The sequence below is a fragment of the Pseudomonas sp. Gutcm_11s genome, from assembly GCF_028649395.1.
In the GTDB taxonomy this organism is placed as follows: Bacteria; Pseudomonadota; Gammaproteobacteria; order Pseudomonadales; family Pseudomonadaceae; genus Aquipseudomonas.
Map to the genome: position 1 here is coordinate 126541 of NZ_JAQSUW010000012.1, position 18203 is coordinate 144743.

Sequence of the window (18203 nt, forward strand, 5' to 3'; positions counted from 1 at the left end):
CCGTGCGTATCAAGCTGATCGCCGTCGGCTCGCGCATGCCGCGCTGGGTGGAGGAGGGCTGGCAGGAGTACGTCAAGCGCCTGCCATCCGAACTGCCGCTGGAGCTGGTGGAGATCCCGCTGACCACCCGTGGCAAGAACGCCGACGTCACCCGCCTGATCCGTCAGGAGGGCGAGGCCATGCTGAACAAGGTGCAGCCCGGTGAACGCATAGTGACCCTGGAGGTCACAGGCAAGCCGTGGAGCACCGAGCAGCTGGCCGCCGAGCTGGAGCGCTGGCGCCTGGATGCGCGCAACGTCAACCTGATGGTCGGTGGTCCCGAGGGGCTGGCTCCTGAGGTTTGCGCGCGCAGCGAGCAGCGCTGGTCGCTGTCGCCGCTGACCCTGCCGCACCCGCTGGTGCGCATCCTGGTCGGCGAACAGATCTACCGTGCCTGGACCGTGCTGTCCGGCCACCCGTACCACAAATAAGCAGTAGTCGATGCCGCAACCCATTCGCCTGAAGGACCACGAGAAGGACGCCCGCCTGGTGCGTCGTCGGGTCATCGTGGGCGGCGTCACCGTGCTGCTGCTGACCTGCGTGCTGATCGCGCGCATGTACTACCTGCAGGTGATCCAGTACGAGCACCACTCGACGCTGGCAGAGAACAACCGCATCCACGTGCAGCCGATCCCGCCGACCCGTGGCCTGATCTTCGACCGCAACGGGGTGATCATCGCCGACAACCGGCCGAGCTTCAGCCTGACCGTGACCCGCGAGCGCGCCGGCGACTGGCAGCAGGTACTCGACGCGATCGTCGAGGTGCTGCAGCTGACCCCGGACGACCGCGCCCTGTTCGAGAAGCGCATGCGCCAGGGCCGTCGCCCCTTCGAGCCGGTGCCGGTGCTGTTCGAGCTGACCGAGGAGCAGATCGCCCGTATCGCGGTGAACCAGTTCCGCCTGCCCGGCGTCGAGGTGGCCGCGCAGCTGGTGCGCCACTACCCGCAGAAGGGCCACTTCGCCCATTCGGTCGGCTATGTCGGGCGGATCAACGAGAAAGAGCTCAAGGAGCTCGATCCCACCGACTACGCCGGCACCCACCACATCGGCAAGACCGGTATCGAGCGCTTCTACGAAGACCTGCTGCACGGCCAGGTCGGTTACGAGGAAGTCGAGACCAACGCCCGTGGCCGCGTGTTGCGGGTGCTCAAGCACACCGACCCGATCCCGGGTATGGACCTGACCCTGACTCTCGACGTGCGCCTGCAGGAAGCTGCCGAGCAGGCCCTGGGCGGGCGCCGTGGCGCTGTGGTGGCGATCGAGCCGTCCAGCGGCGACGTGCTGGCCATGGTCAGCCAGCCGAGCTTCGACCCCAACCCGTTCGTCACCGGCATCGGCTTCAAGGCCTATGCCGAGCTGCGCGATTCCATCGACCGACCGCTGTACAACCGCGTGCTGCGCGGCCTGTATCCGCCGGGTTCGACGGTCAAGCCGATGATCGCGGTGGCTGGCCTGGACGCCGGAGTGGTCACGCCGCAGACCCGGGTGTTCGATCCGGGCTATTACCAGCTGCCGGGCAACACGCACAAATACCGCAACTGGAACCGCACCGGTGACGGCTCGGTGAACCTGGAGTACGCCATCATGCGCTCCAACGACACCTACTTTTACGACCTCGCCCACAAGATGGGCGTGGACCGCATGCACGACTACATGAGCCGCTTCGGCCTGGGCCAGAAGGTCTCGCTGGACATGTTCGAGGAAGCGCCGGGGCTGATGCCGTCGCGCGAGTGGAAGCGCGCGCGCTACCGTCAGTCCTGGTACCCGGGCGAGACGCTGATCCTCGGTATCGGCCAGGGCTACATGCAGACCACGCCGCTGCAGCTGGCCCAGGCGGTGACCCTGATGGCCACCCGCGGCAAGTGGATTCGCCCGCACCTGCTCAAGCGCGCCGAGAGCATGAGCCCGGAAGAGCTGATGGAGCAGGACCTGATGCCGCATGTGGCGACGCCGCCGGACATCAAACTGCGCGATCCGAAGTTCTGGGACTACAGCCGCATCGGCATGGAAATGGTGATGCACGGCCCGCGCGGCACGGCGGCCAAGGTCGGCGCCACCTCGCTCTACCGCATCGCCGGCAAGAGCGGCACTGCGCAGGTGGTGGCGATCAAGCAGGGCGAGAAGTACGACCGCAACAAGATCGCGGAGCGCCATCGCGACCACGCCCTGTTCGTCGCCTTCGCCCCGGCCGAGGCGCCGAAGATCGCGGTATCGGTGATGATCGAGAACGGCGAGGGCGGCTCCAGCGTGGCTGCGCCGGTGGCCAAGCAGGTGATGGACGCCTGGCTGCTGGGCGAAGACGGTCAGCTCAAGCCTGAATATCGCCCGGCCGTGCCGGCGACTGAGCAAGAGAGTGTGCAGCGATGAAGCGCCAGGAATTCGATCGCAACATCTCCCAGGAGGACGTGTTCAAGCGCCGCGCCACGCTGCTGCAGCGCCTGCATATCGACGGCTGGCTGCTGCTGATCCTGCTGGCGCTGTGCGCCGGCAGCATGTTCATCCTCTATTCGGCCAGCGGCAAGAACTGGGACCTGGTGCTCAAGCAGGGCTCCTCGTTCGGCATCGGCCTGGTCGCCGCCATCGTCATCGCCCAGTTCGAGCCGCGCTTCATGGCGCGCTGGGTGCCGCTGGCCTATGTGGCCGGCGTTGGCCTGCTCACCGTGGTGGAGATCATGGGCCACACGGCCATGGGCGCGACGCGCTGGATCAACATCCCCGGGGTGATCCGCTTCCAGCCCTCGGAATTCATGAAGATCATCATGCCGGCGACCATCGCCTGGTACCTGGCCCGGCACAACCTGCCGCCCAAGCTGAAGCACATTGCCATCAGTCTGGTGCTGATCCTGATCCCCTTCGTACTCATTTTGAAACAACCTGACCTGGGTACCGGGCTGCTGATTCTCGCCTCCGGTGCCTTCGTTTTGTTCATGGCCGGACTGCAGTGGCGCTGGATCATCGGCGCGGTCACGGCGGTGGTGCCGATCGCGGTGGGTATGTGGTTCTTTGTGCTGCGCGAGTACCAGAAACAGCGGGTTCTGACCTTCCTCGACCCGGAGAGCGACCCGCTCGGTACCGGCTGGAACATCATCCAGTCCAAGGCCGCCATCGGCTCCGGTGGCGTGTTCGGCAAGGGCTGGCTGCTCGGCACTCAGTCGCACCTGGATTTTTTGCCGGAAAGCCACACGGACTTTATCATTGCCGTGCTGAGCGAAGAGTTCGGTATGGTTGGGGTGTGTATCCTGCTGTTCGTCTACCTGCTGCTGATCGCCCGTGGGCTGGTGATCACCGCGCAGGCGCAGACGCTGTTCGGCAAGTTGCTGGCCGGCAGCCTGACCATGACGTTCTTCGTCTACGTATTCGTGAACATCGGCATGGTCAGCGGACTGTTGCCGGTGGTGGGGGTGCCCCTGCCCTTCATTAGCTATGGCGGAACCCATCTGGTGACGCTGTTGGCTGGGTTCGGGGTTTTGATGGCGATCCAGACGCACCGCAAGTGGATCGCCCAGGCATGACAAGAGTGCAGAATTTGAAGCAAGCAATGCGCAGCTGGGGAGTCGCCGTCGTGGCGCTGTTCGGCGTGGCTGGCCAGGTTCAGGCCGCCGGGGAATACCAGGGGTCGCCGCGGGTGGCCGAATTCGTCGCCGAGATGACTCGCGACTATGGCTTCGCCAGCGAGCAGCTGACCGTGCTGTTCGATCAGGTGGAGCGCAAGCAGGCGATCCTCGACGCCATCTCCCGCCCGGCCGAGAAGGTCAAGCCGTGGAAGGACTATCGGCCGATCTTCATCACCGAAGCCCGTATCAGCAAGGGCGTGGACTTCTGGAACAAGCACTCCGACGCCCTGGCCCGTGCCGAGAAGGAATACGGTGTACCGGCCCAGGTGATCGTCTCGATCATCGGCGTGGAGACCTTCTACGGTGGCAACACCGGCAGCTGGCGCGTGCTCGATGCCCTGTCGACGCTGTGCTTCGACTACCCGCCGCGCGCCGAATTCTTCTGCCAGCAGCTGCGTGAGTTCCTCATCCTGGCTCGCGAGCAGCAGGTCGATCCGCTCACCCTGAAGGGTTCCTACGCCGGTGCCATGGGCCTGCCGCAGTTCATGCCGAGCAGCTTCCGCGCCTATGCGGTGGACTTCGATGGCGACGGCCATATCGACATCTGGAACAACCCGGTGGACGCCATCGGCAGCGTTGCCAGCTACTTCAAACGTCATGGCTGGACCAGCGGCGAGCCGGTGGTCAGCCGCGCCCAGGTCAAGGGCGAGCTGGCCGACAGCGGCCTGACCCAGGGCCTCGATCCGGTGAAGAATGTCGGCGACCTGCGTGCCCTCGGCTGGAGCAGCGCCGACGTGCTGCGTGACGACATTCCGGTCACCGCCTTCCGCTTCGACGGCGCCGAGGGCCAGGAGTACTGGATGGGCCTGCCCAACTTCTACGTGATCACCCGCTACAATCGCAGTGCCATGTATGCGATGGCCGTTCATCAATTGTCCGGCGAGCTGGTCGCCAAGCGGGGTCGTCCTTGAAGTTCGTGCAGCGTGCGTTGACGGCGACCGCCCTCGGTCTGGCGCTGGTCAGCTGCTCCAACAACCGTGGTCCGCAACCGGTCGAGCCCGGCTCGCAGCCGATTTCCGGGCCTGGCGACTACAGCCGCCCGCATCGCGACGGCGCGCCTTGGTGGGACGTGGACGTGTCGCGCATCCCCGATGCCGTGCCGATGCCGCACTACGGCAACTTCAAGGCCAATCCCTACACGGTGATGGGCAAGACCTACTACCCGATCCGTGACAGCCGCCGTTACTCGGCTACCGGCACCGCCTCCTGGTACGGCACCAAGTTCCACGGCCAGGCCACCGCCAACGGCGAAGCCTACGACCTGTACGGCATGACTGCCGCGCACAAGACCCTGCCGCTGCCGAGCTATGTACGTGTGACCAACCTGGACAACGGCAAGACCGTGATCCTGCGCGTCAACGACCGTGGTCCGTTCTATTCCGATCGCATCATCGACCTGTCCTTCGCTGCGGCGAAGAAGCTCGGCTATGCCGAGAGCGGCACTGCCCGGGTCAAGGTTGAAGGTATCGACCCGCATGAATGGTGGGCCGCTCAGGGCCGTCCGGTGCCGATGGTGCTGGCGCAGCCGAAGATGGCCAGCCAGGGTGCCCCGGCCGTCGCCCAGCCGGTAGCCGTGGCCCCGGTCCAGCCGATCGAGCAGTACACTCCGCCGCCTGCACAGCACGCCGCTGCCGTGCTGCCGGTGCAGATCGATGTAAAAAAAAACGCTTCGCCCGCAGCATCTGGCCTGTATCTCCAAGTGGCCGCCTTCGCCAATCCGGACGCTGCGGAGCTCCTCAAGGCCAAGCTGAGCGAGACGGTGCCTGCCAAGGTGTTTATCAGCTCGGTGGTGCGCAACCAGCAGATCTTGCACCGGGTACGTCTGGGGCCGGTCGAAACCCAGGCTGAGGCGCAGCAGCTGCAAAACAGCGTGCGCCTGGCCAACCTCGGGGAACCCGCCCTGGTCAGACCGGACTAAAGACTTCGTTCGTCGCCCTTCGCCGGGCGGCGGTGAATGCAGGCGGGCTCCGGCCCGCCTGCGCCATTGTTGAACAGCTATTTCAGAGAGACGGATGAACATCTCCCGCTTTGCCCAACGCCTTGCCCTGCTTGCCACTCTGCTGAGCGCTTCCTTTGCTGCTTCCGCCGACTCGGCCATTCCCTCGCCGCCCCAGTTGGCCGCCAAGTCCTACGTGCTGATGGATGGCGCCAGCGGCAAGGTGCTGGTGGAGAACAACGGCGACCAGCGTCTGCCGCCGGCCAGCCTGACCAAGCTGATGACCGCCTACATCGCCACCCTGGAAATCCGCAAGGGCAAGATCGGCGAGCAGGACCTAGTCACCGTCAGCGAGCACGCCTGGCGCACCGGTGGCGCGGCCTCCGGCGGCTCCACCATGTTCCTGCCGATCAACAGCCAAGTGAAGGTCGACGACCTGCTGCACGGCATCATCATCCAGTCCGGCAACGACGCCAGCATCGCCCTGGCCGAGTACATCGCCGGTAGCGAAGACGCCTTCGCCGACATGATGAACGAGACTGCCGAAAAGCTCGGCATGAAGAACTCGCACTTCATGAACGCCACCGGCCTGCCGCACCCGGAGCACTACTCCAGTGCCCACGACATGGCCATCCTGGCCCGCGCCATCATCAATGAAGACCAGCAGCACTATGCGATCTACTCGCAGAAGGAGTTCTTCTGGAACAACATCAAGCAGGGCAACCGCAACCTGCTGCTATGGCGCGACAGCACCGTCGACGGCCTGAAGACCGGCCACACCGCCGAAGCCGGCTTCTGCCTGGTGGCCTCCGCCGTTCGTGACGGCGCGCGCATGATCACCTCGGTGTTCGGTACCGACAGCGAGAAGACCCGCGCCGCCGAGACCCAGAAGCTGCTGACCTACGGCTTCCGCTTCTTCGAAACCCAGACCTTCTACAAGGCTGGTCAGGAGCTGGCCCAGGCCCAGGTCTGGAAGGGCACCACTCGTCAGGTCAAGGCCGGTCTGGCCCAGGATCTGAGCCTGACCCTGCCGAAAGGCCAGGTGAAGCAGCTCAAGGCCAGCATGGTGCTGGAGCCGCAGCTGGTCGCCCCGCTCAAGGTCGGTGATGTGATCGGCAAGGTCGAGGTCAAGCTGGGTGACGAGGTGGTGCACAGCGCCGACCTGATCGCCCTGGAGCCGGCGGAGGAGGGTGGTTTCTTCCGTCGCCTGTGGGATAGCATCCGTCTGTTCTTCTACGGACTGTTCAACTAAGAGTCATCTGGCGGTCTTGAAACACCGCCGTTCGAGCCCCAGATAGGGAGCTGAACTGAAGACTCACAAGGACGCCCCGGAATCGGGGCGTTCGCATTTCACGGGTGAGCAACCCGGAGCGACCGCGATGACAGATACCGAAGTACAAGCCCCGAAAATCGAATTCCCCTGCGAGCGCTATCCGATCAAGGTGATCGGCGAGGCCGGTGAGGGCTTCTCCGATCTGGTGGTCGAGATCATCCAGCGCCATGCGCCGGGCTTCGACGTCGACACCCTGGTGGTGCGCGACAGCCGCAACGGTCGCTTCCTCTCCGTACAGGTGCTGATCACCGCCACCGGCGTGGAGCAGTTGCAGGCGATCCACCTCGACCTCAAGGCCACCGGCCGCGTGCACATGGTGCTCTAGTGGCAGAACTCGTCGTGCGTCACCTGGGGCTGGTGGAGTACCTGCCGACCCTGGAAGCCATGCGCAGCTTCACCGCCGAGCGTGATGAGTCGACTCCCGACGAAATCTGGCTGCTGCAGCACCCTCAGGTCTTCACCCAGGGGCAGGCCGGCAAGCCGGAGCACCTGCTGGCTACCGGCGATATCCCGGTGGTGCAGGTCGAGCGTGGTGGCCAGGTCACCTACCATGGCCCCGGCCAGCTGGTGGCCTACCTGATGCTCAATCTGCGTCGGCAGAAGCTGGGTGTGCGCGAGCTGGTCACCGCCATGGAGCTGGCGCTGGTCGACGTGCTGGCCGGCTATGGCATCGAGGCGGCGCCCAAGGCGGACGCTCCGGGTGTATACGTCGCCGGCGACAAGATCGCCTCGCTGGGCCTGCGGGTACGCAATGGCTGCTCGTTCCACGGCCTGGCGCTGAATGTCGACATGGATATGTCGCCGTTCTGGCGTATCAACCCTTGCGGTTATGCCGGCCTGAAGATGATCCAGCTGAAGGACCTGCTGGAAACGCCGCCCTCGCTCGACGAGGTGGCGCAGCGCCTGGCGCGCGCCCTGCGCGAGCGCCTGGGCTACGTCTGAGGTTGAGATAGACACCAAGCAAAAGGCCCTGGGGCGGATGCCACAGGGCCTTTTCTGTTTCTAGGCTGAGGGTCAGTTCAGGTTGAGCGCCGGAATCAGGCTGTTGTCCTGTTGCTGGCCCGGTACCGGAGCCGGTGCGGCCAGGCCCAGGTTGTTCTTCTCGAATACCCGGTCGGCGCGGTAGCTGGAGCGCACCAGCGGGCCGGCGGCGACCTCCATGAAGCCTTTTTCCAGGCCGATGTCACGGAAGCGATTGAACTCCTCGGGGCTGACCCAGCGCTGCACCTTGAGGTGGTTGCGCGTGGGTTGCAGGTACTGGCCGAGGGTGAGGATGTCCACGCCGATGGCACGCAGGTCATCCATGGTTTCCAGGATTTCCTCGTCGGTCTCGCCCAGGCCCAGCATCAGGCTGGTCTTGGTGATGACAGTGGGGCGGTGCTGCTTGGCGTACTCCAGCACCTTCAGGGTCTTCTCGTAGCCGGCGCGGGGGTCGCGTACCACGTAGGTCAGGCGCTTGACGGTCTCGACGTTCTGCGCGAAGACCTCCAGGCCGGAGTCCACCACGCGGGCGATGGCCTCGTGATCGCCGTCGAAGTCGGGCGTCAGGGCCTCGACCACCACCTGCGGGGTATTGGCCTTGATGGCTTGCACGCAGGCCGCGTAGTGGGCGGCGCCGCCATCGGCAAGATCGTCGCGATCCACCGAGGTCAGGACGATGTAGCGCAGGCCCATCAGCTCCACCGACTTGGCGGTGTTCTGCGGTTCTTCCAGGTCCAGCCAGCCATTCGGGTTACCGGTGTCGACCGCGCAGAAGCGGCAGGCACGGGTGCACACCGAGCCCATCAGCATGATGGTGGCGGTGCCGTTGGACCAGCACTCGCCCATGTTCGGGCAGTGGGATTCCTGACAGACGGTGCTCAGGCGATGTTCGCCGACATTGCGCTTGACCGCGTCGAAGCGGCTGCCGCTCGGTGCCTTGACCCGCAGCCAGCTCGGCTTGGGCTCGACGACCTGCGGTTCGGCCGAGGCGCGGCGCTTCTGGCCATCCTTGATCGCAGTGATCCCCTGGGGGGTGCGGAATTTCTCGCCGCTGGATACGGGCTTGGACGGGACGGTGTCGGACATCGAGATCTCGGCTCCGGTAGGAGGCTTCGGTAGCGGGCTTTTGGCCGGGTCGCAGTCTACCACGAATGGTCTGCCTAAGGCTTCCGGCCCTTGTCGGACGCGCTCTGCAGCCATAAAGGCACTGTCGATCCGGCGGGCGCGACCAGCTGCCTGGCCGCGCGGCGTTCCCGCGCCCGGTCAGGTCTTCAGCTGGCTGGCGAACTGCTCCACCGCCTGGACCACCTGCTTGGCGCCATCCTGGATCTCGACGATCACCGCACCGGCCTCGTTGGCCAAGCTCAGGCCCTGCTCGGCCTGCTGACGGCTGCTGGCCATGCTGTCCACAGCGCTTTGCGCCAGGTTCTGGTTCTTCTGCACCACCTCGACGATCTCTTCGGTGGCCTGGCTGGTGCGACCGGCCAACTGGCGCACCTCGTCGGCGACCACGGCGAAGCCGCGGCCCTGGTCACCGGCGCGAGCGGCCTCGATGGCGGCGTTGAGTGCCAGCAGGTTGGTCTGGTCGGCGATGCCGCGGATGGTCTGCATGATGGTGCTGATCAGCTGGGACTGCTTGCCGAGCGCCTCGATGCCGTCACTGGCTTCCTGCATCTGGCGGGCAATGCGCTGCATCACCTCGACCGTCTGGCGCACCACGGATGCACCCTTGTCGGCCGTGTCGTCGGTCTTCTGCGAGATGCTGTAGGCGATGTTCGCCGCCTCGGCGACCGCCTGTTCCTGCTGGACCTGGTCGGTGATCACGGTGGCGAACTTGACCACCTTGTACAGCTTGCCGTGGGGGTCGAGGATCGGGTTGTAGGAGGCCTCCAGCCAGACGACCCGGCCGTAGCTGTCGACCCGCTTGAAGCGTCCTGCGACGAATTCGCCGCGGTTCAGGCGCGCCCAGAAGTCGCGGTATTCCTGCGAGTTGTACTCCTCCGGCTCGCAGAACATGCGGTGGTGCTTGCCCTGGATCTGCTCCAGGCGATAGCCCATGCCGCCGAGGAAGCGGTCGTTGGCGGTGAGGACTTCACCGGCCAGGTTGAATTCGATCACCGCGGTGGAGCGCAGCAGTGCATCGATCAGCCCCTCGTGCTCGCGCGAGGTGGAGATGGTGCGGGTCAGGTCGGTGGCGCACAGGGTGAAGAAGGCCAGCTTGCCCTGGCTATCCAGCACCGGCTGCCAGATGCAGCGCAGCCAGGCTTCTTCGCCGTTGCCGCGCAGCAGACGATAGGCGCCCCAGATGTGCTCATGATTGCGCAGGGCGCGCTGCAGGACCTGGTAGTTGGCTTCCTGATGGAAGGACGTCGGGATCAGCGACTCCAGGGTGCGCCCGATCAGGGCCTCACGCTGGTAGACCATCTCCTTGAGGAAGTGCTCGTTGGCATAGCGTACCCGGCCGTCCGCCGCGATCTCGATCACCAGCATTTCGGCGTAGACCGAGTCCCTGATCTGGCGCAGGCTGGTGAGTTCTTCACGCAGCTCGGCCAGCTCCTCTTTCAGCTTCTTGTTGAACATCGGCAAGGCACCTATGGGTGGAAACCTGAGGGCGGTGATGATGTGGAAACCGCGTTTCTATTTATCGGTCAGCGGCAGGAAAACCATAGTCCTGCAGTGTAGCCTTCGACCTCCACCCGCTCATGATGAGGAAATATGTCGCGCATCGAGCTCGAACTGACGCTGCCGGATGACTATCGGGTCACCGATCTGCTGGCTTTCCATCGCCGGGATGCCCAGGCGCTGGCCGAAAGGGTCACGGATGCTGGTCTGGAAAAGGGCATTCTCTGGCGCGGGCAGCCGGCCTGCCTGGGGCTGCGTTTCGCCGACGGTCGTGTGCGGGTGAGCCTGCAGGTAGATGGTGAGGCGGGTGATGCGCAGGCGCTGCGTGGGCTGGTCGAGCGCATGTTGGGGCTGACTCAGGCGGTGCAGGCCTTCGAGACCGCTCACGCCGATCACCCGCAGATCGGGAGGTTGCTCCTGGCCAATCCTGGCCTGCGGGTGCCGCAGTCGGCTACCCCCTTCGAGGCGCTGAGCTGGGCCATCAGCGGCCAGCAGATCAGCCTGCCGGTGGCTATTTCGCTACGGCGCAAGCTGATCCAGCTGGCCGGCCTGCGTCATTCCAGCGGCCTGTTCTGCTACCCGGATGCGGCGGCGGTGGTGGAGCTGGACGAGGATGCCCTGGGCCAGTCGGGCTTCTCCCGGGCCAAGACTCAGGCTCTGCTGCTGCTCAGTCGCGAGATCGAGGCGGGGAGGCTGCCGCTAGACGCCTGGCTGGAGAGCGAGCCGGCGGAGGCTATCGGCGAGCGCCTGCTGGCGCTCAAGGGCATCGGTCCTTGGACGGTGGACTATGCGCTGCTGCGTGGTTTTGCCCGGCTGGACGGCTCGCTGCACGGCGACGCCGCCGTACGCCGGCAGCTGCAGCGCCTGCTGGGCGCTGAGGAGAAACTCAGCCAGGCCTTCGTGCGCGACTGGCTGTTGCCCTTCGCGCCCTGGAGGGCGCTGGTGGCGGCCCATCTCTGGGCCATGCCGTAAGTTCTCAGCGCTCGCGCAAAGGCCCCTCCGACGACCAGCAGCCTTTGCTCAGCGAAGCTGTTGCAGCAGTAGCGGGGTCGGGTAGCCGTCGGCCGGCAGGCTCAGGCTTTGCTGGAAGGCGCGGATGGCGCGACGGGTGTTGGCGCCGATGATGCCGTCGGCCGGGCCCGGGTTGTAGCCCCTGGCGGCCAGGTTCTCCTGCAGTTCGATGCGCTCGCTGCGGCCCAGTGGGCGCTCGTCCTTCGGCCAGCTGGCCAGCAGCGGCCCGCCGCCATCCAGGCGCTTGCCGAGCAGGCCGACAGCCAGGGCGTAGGACGAGGAGTTGTTGTAACGCAGGATGGCGCCGAAGTTGCGGAACACCAGGAAGGCCGGGCCGCGGTGGCCGGCCGGCAGCAGCAGGTAGCCGGCATCGTTCGGGTCGACATTGGTCGGCGTGCCTTTCACCCCGAGTTCGTACCACTGGGTGTAGGTCTTGCGGATCTCGCTGTCGGCCAGCGCGTAATCGAAGCCACTGGGCAGCGCCACCTGGATGCCCCAGGCGCGGCCCTTCTGCCAGCCGGAGGCCTGCAGATAATGGGCGGCCGAGGCGAGGGCGTCGGCGCTGGAGTTCCAGATGTCGCGGCGGCCGTCGCCGTCGAAGTCCACGGCGTGGGTCAGGTAGGTGGTGGGGATGAACTGGGTCTGGCCCATAGCGCCGGCCCAGGAGCCGCGCAGGCCGCCGACGCTGATGTCGCCGCTCTGCAGGATCTTCAGGGCCGCCAGCAACTGGTCTTCGGCGAACTGCGGGCGGCGCCCCTCGTAGGCCAGGGTGGCCAGCGAGCGGATCACCGACTGCTCGCCCATGAACTGGCCGAAGCTGCTCTCCATGCCCCAGATCGCCACCAGCGTCTCGCGGTCGACGCCATAGCGCTGCTCGATGGCGTCCAGGGTGGCGGCATGCTCGCTCAGCAGGGCCTGGCCCTTGCGTACGCGCACCGGCGAAATGGCGCCATCCAGGTATTCCCACACCGGGCGGGTGAACTCGGGCTGCGCACCGTCGGCCTTGACCACGCTCAGGTCCGGGGCGACGCCGCTGAAGGCCTGGTCGAACAGGCCAGGGGAGATGCCCGCCTGCACGGCCTTGAGGCGGAAGCGCTGGCGCCATTCCTCGAAGCTCTGGGCTGGCTGCACCTGGCTCTGGGCCTGCGCTGCGCTCGGCGCAGTCTGCTGTGGCTGGCTGCTGGGGGCGCTGGCGGTCAGCTCGGGCGTGGGGTTCGGGGTTTCGGCGCAGGCGCCGAGGAACAGGGCGGCGCCGGCGAGCAGGCAGCTCAGGCGACCGTTGGCGGAGAGGTGGAACATCGTGCGGTGTCTCGGTCTTGCCAAACAGACCGCGACCTTAACATGTCGGGCGGGTTTCAGAACCCTGGTGGGGGCTCGGCGATGGTGCGGGAGTGCTCAGGCGGCGAGTTTTGGCGGGGCCATAAAACAAGAAGCCTCCCAGTGGGAGGCTTCGCGGCGGTAGCTGCCTTTGCCTTTCTTCGGCTGTTCCTGGCGGCTGCGGAACAGGGGCTGGGCGACTATGGACTTGGCCTTGTTCGGCCGCTTGGGGGCTTTCTTGCTCATCGGAATGGTCCTCGTACACCCGCGAGATTGCGAGCGGCGCGGACTATGCGCCGCTGTACGAAAATTGTCCAGCGGCTATTCGCTGAGTGCCAGGCGCTGGCCGGCCATCAGCAGGGCCAGGCGGCTCAGGCTGCTCCAGGCGTCGCCGGCGGCCTGGCCCTTGACCTGGGCGTCGATGCGCTGGGCGTCGATCAGCAGCTGGTTCCAGCGTGCCGCCGTATGGCGTTGCAGGGCCTTGCTGATCAGCGGGCGGCGCTTGTCCCAGACTGGCGGGCGGGCGCTGGCGAAGGCCTTCTCCAGCGGCACGCCCTGGCTGAACTGCAGGGCCAGGCCGGCCAGCTGGCGTAGCTCGCGCGCCAGCATGACGACGATGAACAGCGGCTCCACCCCTTCGCCGCGCAGGCCTTCGAGCATGCGCAGGGCGTGGCTGGCCTCGCCGTTGAGTACTGCGTCGATCAGACCGAACACGTCGTAGCGGGCGCTGTCGGCCACTGCGGCCTGTACGGTGCTGGCGTCGATCTGGTTGCCTTCGGCGAGCAGCTTGAGCTTCTCGATCTCTTGCGCCGCGGCCAGCAGGTTGCCTTCGACTCGCGCGGCGATCAGCTCGACCGCCTCCTGGCTGGCGGCCAGGCCGGCCTGGGCCATGCGCTGGCGAATCCAGTTGGGCAGCTGGGCGACTTCGTTCGGCCAGATCTGCAGGAACTGGCTGTGCTGCCCTTCGATCAGGGCCTTGGCCCACTTGGTCTTCTGCGTCGCGCCGTCGAGCTTGGGCACGCTGATCAGCAGTGTGGTGTCTTCCGGCGGGCGCGCCAGGTACTCGAGGATGGCGGCGGTGCCCTTGTCGCCAGGCTTGCCGTTGGCGATGCGCAGCTCGATCAGGCGCTTCTCGGCGAACAGCGACAGGCTGGCGCCGGCCTCATAGAGCAGGCCCCAGTCGAAACTGGCCTCGGCATGGAACACCTGGCGCTCGCTGACGCCCTGTGTGCGCGCGGCGCTGCGGATGGCGTCCTCGGCTTCCTGGCACAGCAGCGGTTCGTCGCCGCTGACCACGTAGACCGGGGCCAGGCCACCCTGCAGGTGCTTGCCGAGTTGTGCGGGGTTCAGTTTCATCGAGAGCCGGGCTTAGTCGCTTGTGAAAAGGGCCGGTTGCCCGGCCCTCTCGTCTTACTGCTTGATCGGCAGCTGAATCGGCGATTGCAGCGGTGCCGACTCCTGCTCGGCGCGGCGCGCGGCGGCTGCAGCTTCCGCTTCGGCCTGGGCACGGGCTTCCGCTTCCTGCTGCAGTTGCTCCAGCTGGGCCGGAGTCATCAGTTGCAGGCGCATGGACAGTTGCTGAATCAGCTCGCGGCGCATTTCCTGGCGCAGCTGATTGGACTCCTGGCCGGAGCCGATCAGGTTGTTCTCGTCGTGGACGTAGACGCTTTGTACTTCCAGCTTGTCCTGCAGCAACAGCAGGTTCTTCTCGCCACGGATCTCGTAGTCCAGGCGGGTGGTCAGCTCATACTCGGCGCTGCGCGCGCTGCTGGTGACGCTGGCGGTGCGCTGGTCTTCCACTTCGTTGGCGAGGAACAGGCGGAAGGGGGCGCCGGTGTGCACGTTCACGCCGCTGTTTTCCAGCAGTTGCTTGAGCTGCTTGTAGGTTTCGCCGTAGGCATTGCGTGCCTGCAGGTCGATTTCCTTGATGGCGAATTCGGCGCTGCCGGTGCCGCGCAGCTGGAAACCACAGGCGCTGAGCAGGACGGCGAGGCCGATGACCAGCATGTTCCGTTTCATCATTGTTTTTTCCCCTTGAGAGACCCGGCGCCTGGGCGCCGGGCTGAATCAGTTGGCTGCGGTTCAGTTGGCGACGATGTTGACCAGCTTGCCCGGCACGACGATGACCTTGCGAATGGTCACGCCCTCGGTGAAGCGCAGCACGTTCTCGTTGGCGCGGGCGGCGGCCTCGACTTCCTCGCGGGAGGCCGATGCCGGCACTTCGATCTGGCCGCGCAGCTTGCCGTTGACCTGGATGACCAGGGTCAGGTTGTCCTGCACCAGGGCGGATTCGTCGACCTGCGGCCACTGTGCGTCGATGACGGCGCCGGCCTTGCCCAGCTGCTGCCACAGTTCGTGGCAGATGTGCGGGGTGATCGGTGCCAGCAGCAGGGCCACGGCTTCCAGGCCTTCCTGCAGCAGGGCGCGGTCCTGTGCTTCTGCGCTCGCGGCTTTCTCCAGCACGTTCATCAGGGTCATCACCTGGGCGATGGCGGTGTTGAACTTGTGGTGCTGGCCGACATCGTTGCTGGCCTGCTTGATGGCCAGGTGGATGGCGCGGCGCACGGCCTTCTGCTCGTCGTTCAGGCTGTTGGTGTCGAGGCTGCCTGGCAGGCCGGCGCTGACATGGCTGTGGGCCAGGCGCCAGACGCGGCGCAGGAAGCGGTTGGCGCCTTCGATGCCGGCGTCGGACCATTCGCAGCTCATGTCGGGCGGCGAGGCGAACATCATGAACAGGCGGCAGGTGTCGGCACCGTAGGCGTCGATCATGGCCTGCGGGTCCACGCCGTTGTTCTTCGACTTGGACATCTTCTCGGTGCCGCCGATTTCCACCGGCAGACCGTCGGACTTCAGCTTGGCGCCGATGACCTTGGCCTTGGCGTCACGCTCGACTTCCACGTCGGCCGGGTTGAACCAGTCCTTGCCGCCGTTTTCCAGGGTGCGGTAGTAGGTCTCGGCGACCACCATGCCCTGGGTCAGCAGGTTCTTGAACGGCTCGTTCGAAGAAACCAGGCCTTCGTCGCGCATCAGCTTGTGGAAGAAGCGCGCATACAGCAGGTGCAGGATGGCGTGCTCGATACCGCCGATGTACTGGTCCACTGGCAGCCAGTGGTTGGCGGCCTGCGGGTCGACCATGCCGCCCTCGTAGTTCGGGCTGGCGTAGCGGGCGAAGTACCAGGAGGACTCGACGAAGGTGTCCATGGTGTCGGTTTCGCGCTTGGCCGCGGTGCCGCATTTCGGGCAGCTGCACTCGTAGAACTCGGGCATCTTGGCCAGCGGCGAACCGGAGCCGTCCGGCACCACGTCTTCCGGCAGCACGACCGGCAGCTGGTCTTCCGGCACCGGCACGTCGCCGCAGCTCGGGCAATGGATGATCGGGATCGGGCAGCCCCAGTAGCGCTGGCGGCTGATGCCCCAGTCGCGCAGGCGGAACTGGGTCTTGCGCGCGCCGTGGGCGCTGGCTTCTAGGTCGGCGACGATGGCGTCGAAGGCCTCGGTGAAGCCCTTGCCGTCGTACTTGCCGGAATTGATGGTGACCAGGCCTTCCTTGTCGCCATACCAGGCTTGCCATTGGGCGGCATCGTAGGCCTTGTCCGCGGCAGCGTAGACCTGGGTGATCGGCAGGCTGTACTTGTTGGCGAATTCGAAGTCGCGCTCGTCATGCGCCGGCACGGCCATCACGGCGCCTTCGCCATAGCCCCACAGCACGTAGTTGGCGACGAACACCGGCAGCTTGTCGCCGGTCAGCGGATGGATGACGAACTGGCCGGTGGCCACGCCCTTCTTCTCCATGGTGGCCATGTCGGCCTCGGCAACCGATCCGGCCTTGCACTCGGCGATGAAGGCCTGCAGTTCGGCGTTGTTCTCGGCCGCGCGCTGGGCCAGCGGATGCTCGGCGGCCACGGCAACGTAGGTGGCACCCATCAGGGTGTCGGGGCGGGTCGAGTAGACCTTCAGCTGGCCTTCGATGCCGATGCTGGCGACGTCATAGTCGAAGGCGATGTCGGCACCGAAGCTCTTGCCGATCCAGTTGCGCTGCATGGTCTTGACCTGCTCGGGCCAGCCCGGCAGCTCGTCCAGGCTGGACAGCAGCTCTTCCGCATAGGCAGTGATGCGGAAGTAGTACATCGGAATTTCGCGCTTCTCGACCAGGGCGCCGGAGCGCCAGCCGCGGCCGTCGATGACCTGCTCGTTGGCCAATACGGTCTGGTCCACCGGGTCCCAGTTGACGGTACCGTTCTTGCGGTAGATCACGCCCTTGGCGAACAGCTGGGTGAACAGCCACTGTTCCCAGCGGTAGTAGTCCGGCTTGCAGGTGGTGACTTCGCGGGTCCAGTCGATGGCCAGGCCCAGCGATTTCAGCTGGGACTTCATGTAGGCGATGTTCTCGTAGGTCCACTTGGCCGGGGCGACGTTGTTCTTCATCGCCGCGTTCTCGGCCGGCATGCCGAAGGCATCCCAACCCATCGGCTGCAGCACGTTCTTGCCCTGCATGCGCTGGTAGCGGGCGATCACGTCACCGATGGTGTAGTTGCGCACGTGGCCCATGTGCAGCTTGCCGCTCGGGTAGGGGAACATGGACAGGCAATAGAAGGTGTCCTTGCCCGGCTGTTCACTCACGACAAAGGATTTCTGCTCATCCCACTGGGATTGGGCGGCGGCTTCGATTTCACGGGGCGAATACTGTTCGTGCATGGGCTTTCGGCGCTAGAAATGGGGGCTTGCGAGAAACGCCGTAGCATACATGACCCCCCTCGATTCAGGGAAACCCTGATTACGCCTCGTCGCCCGCTGCGCCGCCGTTTGTCGCGGCGCCCGGCCTCGCTGCAGTGCGGCGCTAAGCTTTGCAGATAGAGGCGCGCAGGTAGGCGCCCGGTCGAGGTGATGGATGTCTGAGTTGCGACGTGCGGAAGCGGGAGGCGGGCTGTATGAACGGCTGCTGCAGCGCCTCGCGCTGGCCTTGCAGGAAGCAGACACCGCAACCAATCTGCACGATACCCCCCCGGATGAACTGGAACTGCGTGGCCTGACCCCGGCCGAGCTGGAGCTGATCCGCGCCTATCTGGATCGTGACCTGCACTGGCTGCGCGGCTGGCACGCCGCCGCCGAGGAACTGGCGGTGATCGAGCAGCTGCCGGCCCCTGCGAGCAAGCCCGCCGGCAAGCTGCCGTCGCGTGTGGTGAACAAGCCTGTGCCGCGTGGCAAGGCGATGCTCAAGAAGCGCCGGCAACTGTGCTGCGCACTGTGCGGTGCCGTGGCGCAGATTCAGCGTGGCGAAGGTGTGCAACCCTGCAGTGCCTGCGGCTCCAAGCTGTTCCGGGCGGGCCAGGCGCGCTAGTCTCCGCGGGCA

Annotated in this window: 17 protein-coding genes and 1 pseudogene; 10 read left to right on the forward strand and 8 right to left on the reverse strand. The window is 65.8% G+C overall.

Annotated elements, in window-relative coordinates; translation table 11 throughout:
• The first annotated feature begins 2 nt into the window (after positions 1–2).
• From rlmH to lipB, 8 genes are all read left to right on the forward strand, one after another.
• Positions 3–470 (forward strand): 23S rRNA (pseudouridine(1915)-N(3))-methyltransferase RlmH, encoded by a 468-nt coding sequence (rlmH, locus tag PTT45_RS09530; RefSeq protein ID WP_273812946.1) that lies wholly within the window; start codon positions 3–5, stop codon positions 468–470.
• A gap of 10 nt (positions 471–480) precedes the next feature.
• Positions 481–2406 carry a penicillin-binding protein 2 gene (mrdA, locus tag PTT45_RS09535; protein ID WP_273812947.1) on the forward strand — a complete coding sequence of 642 codons (1926 nt, stop codon included), beginning with the start codon at positions 481–483 and terminating at the stop codon, positions 2404–2406.
• A complete protein-coding gene (rodA, locus tag PTT45_RS09540) occupies positions 2403–3551 on the forward strand; it encodes a rod shape-determining protein RodA (protein WP_043308379.1) in 1149 nt (382 codons plus the stop codon). The genes mrdA and rodA overlap by 4 nt, the downstream gene beginning before the upstream one ends.
• On the forward strand, positions 3548–4564 hold the full coding sequence (gene mltB, locus PTT45_RS09545) for a lytic murein transglycosylase B (RefSeq protein ID WP_443218166.1): 1017 nt from the start codon (positions 3548–3550) through the stop codon (positions 4562–4564). The genes rodA and mltB overlap by 4 nt, the downstream gene beginning before the upstream one ends.
• Positions 4561–5571, forward strand: a complete 1011-nt coding sequence (locus PTT45_RS09550; RefSeq protein WP_443218167.1) for a septal ring lytic transglycosylase RlpA family protein — start codon at positions 4561–4563, stop codon at positions 5569–5571. Before mltB ends, PTT45_RS09550 begins: the two co-directional genes overlap by 4 nt.
• A gap of 94 nt (positions 5572–5665) precedes the next feature.
• A complete protein-coding gene (locus PTT45_RS09555; protein ID WP_273812949.1) occupies positions 5666–6841 on the forward strand; it encodes a D-alanyl-D-alanine carboxypeptidase family protein in 1176 nt (391 codons plus the stop codon).
• Between the two features lie 127 nt (positions 6842–6968).
• Positions 6969–7247, forward strand: coding sequence for a DUF493 domain-containing protein (locus PTT45_RS09560; protein ID WP_137975044.1), 279 nt, complete (start codon positions 6969–6971; stop codon positions 7245–7247).
• Positions 7247–7864: a lipoyl(octanoyl) transferase LipB gene (lipB, locus tag PTT45_RS09565; protein WP_273812950.1), complete on the forward strand. Its 618-nt coding sequence runs from the start codon at positions 7247–7249 to the stop codon at positions 7862–7864. The genes PTT45_RS09560 and lipB overlap by 1 nt, the downstream gene beginning before the upstream one ends.
• Positions 7865–7936: 72 nt before the next feature.
• On the opposite strand, the gene lipA is transcribed toward lipB, so the two are convergent.
• From lipA to PTT45_RS22325, 3 genes and pseudogenes are all read right to left on the reverse strand, one after another.
• Entirely contained in the window at positions 7937–8989 is a 1053-nt protein-coding gene (gene lipA / locus PTT45_RS09570; protein WP_273812951.1) for a lipoyl synthase, read from the reverse strand.
• Positions 8990–9166: 177 nt separating this feature from the next.
• Complete coding sequence (locus tag PTT45_RS22320) at positions 9167–9727, reverse strand: methyl-accepting chemotaxis protein (RefSeq protein WP_443218169.1); 561 nt, start codon at positions 9725–9727, stop codon at positions 9167–9169.
• Positions 9707–10483 (reverse strand): annotated as a pseudogene (locus PTT45_RS22325) (PAS domain-containing protein); the annotation flags it as partial. The pseudogene PTT45_RS22325 and the gene PTT45_RS22320, both read right to left, overlap by 21 nt.
• Positions 10484–10618: 135 nt before the next feature.
• Between PTT45_RS22325 and PTT45_RS09580 the strand changes: the two are divergent.
• Positions 10619–11497, forward strand: coding sequence for a DNA-3-methyladenine glycosylase family protein (locus PTT45_RS09580; protein WP_273812953.1), 879 nt, complete (start codon positions 10619–10621; stop codon positions 11495–11497).
• A gap of 48 nt (positions 11498–11545) precedes the next feature.
• Here PTT45_RS09580 and PTT45_RS09585 read toward each other — a convergent pair whose 3' ends face one another.
• The 5 genes from PTT45_RS09585 to leuS all read right to left on the reverse strand — a co-directional run bounded on the left by PTT45_RS09585 (position 11546) and on the right by leuS (position 17548).
• The gene (locus PTT45_RS09585; protein WP_273812954.1) at positions 11546–12835 is read right to left on the reverse strand and encodes a lytic murein transglycosylase; all 1290 of its coding nucleotides are present in this window, start codon (positions 12833–12835) and stop codon (positions 11546–11548) included.
• A gap of 96 nt (positions 12836–12931) precedes the next feature.
• On the reverse strand, positions 12932–13099 hold the full coding sequence (arfA, locus tag PTT45_RS09590) for an alternative ribosome rescue factor ArfA (protein ID WP_273812955.1): 168 nt from the start codon (positions 13097–13099) through the stop codon (positions 12932–12934).
• Between the two features lie 75 nt (positions 13100–13174).
• Positions 13175–14209: a DNA polymerase III subunit delta gene (gene holA, locus PTT45_RS09595; protein ID WP_273812956.1), complete on the reverse strand. Its 1035-nt coding sequence runs from the start codon at positions 14207–14209 to the stop codon at positions 13175–13177.
• A gap of 54 nt (positions 14210–14263) precedes the next feature.
• Positions 14264–14875, reverse strand: coding sequence for an LPS-assembly lipoprotein LptE (locus PTT45_RS09600; RefSeq protein WP_273812958.1), 612 nt, complete (start codon positions 14873–14875; stop codon positions 14264–14266).
• Positions 14876–14935: 60 nt separating this feature from the next.
• Positions 14936–17548 (reverse strand): leucine--tRNA ligase, encoded by a 2613-nt coding sequence (leuS, locus tag PTT45_RS09605; RefSeq protein WP_273812959.1) that lies wholly within the window; start codon positions 17546–17548, stop codon positions 14936–14938.
• Positions 17549–17741: 193 nt separating this feature from the next.
• On the opposite strand from leuS, the gene PTT45_RS09610 reads away from it, so the two are divergent.
• Positions 17742–18191 (forward strand): hypothetical protein, encoded by a 450-nt coding sequence (locus PTT45_RS09610; protein ID WP_273812960.1) that lies wholly within the window; start codon positions 17742–17744, stop codon positions 18189–18191.
• The last annotated feature ends 12 nt before the right edge of the window (positions 18192–18203 follow it).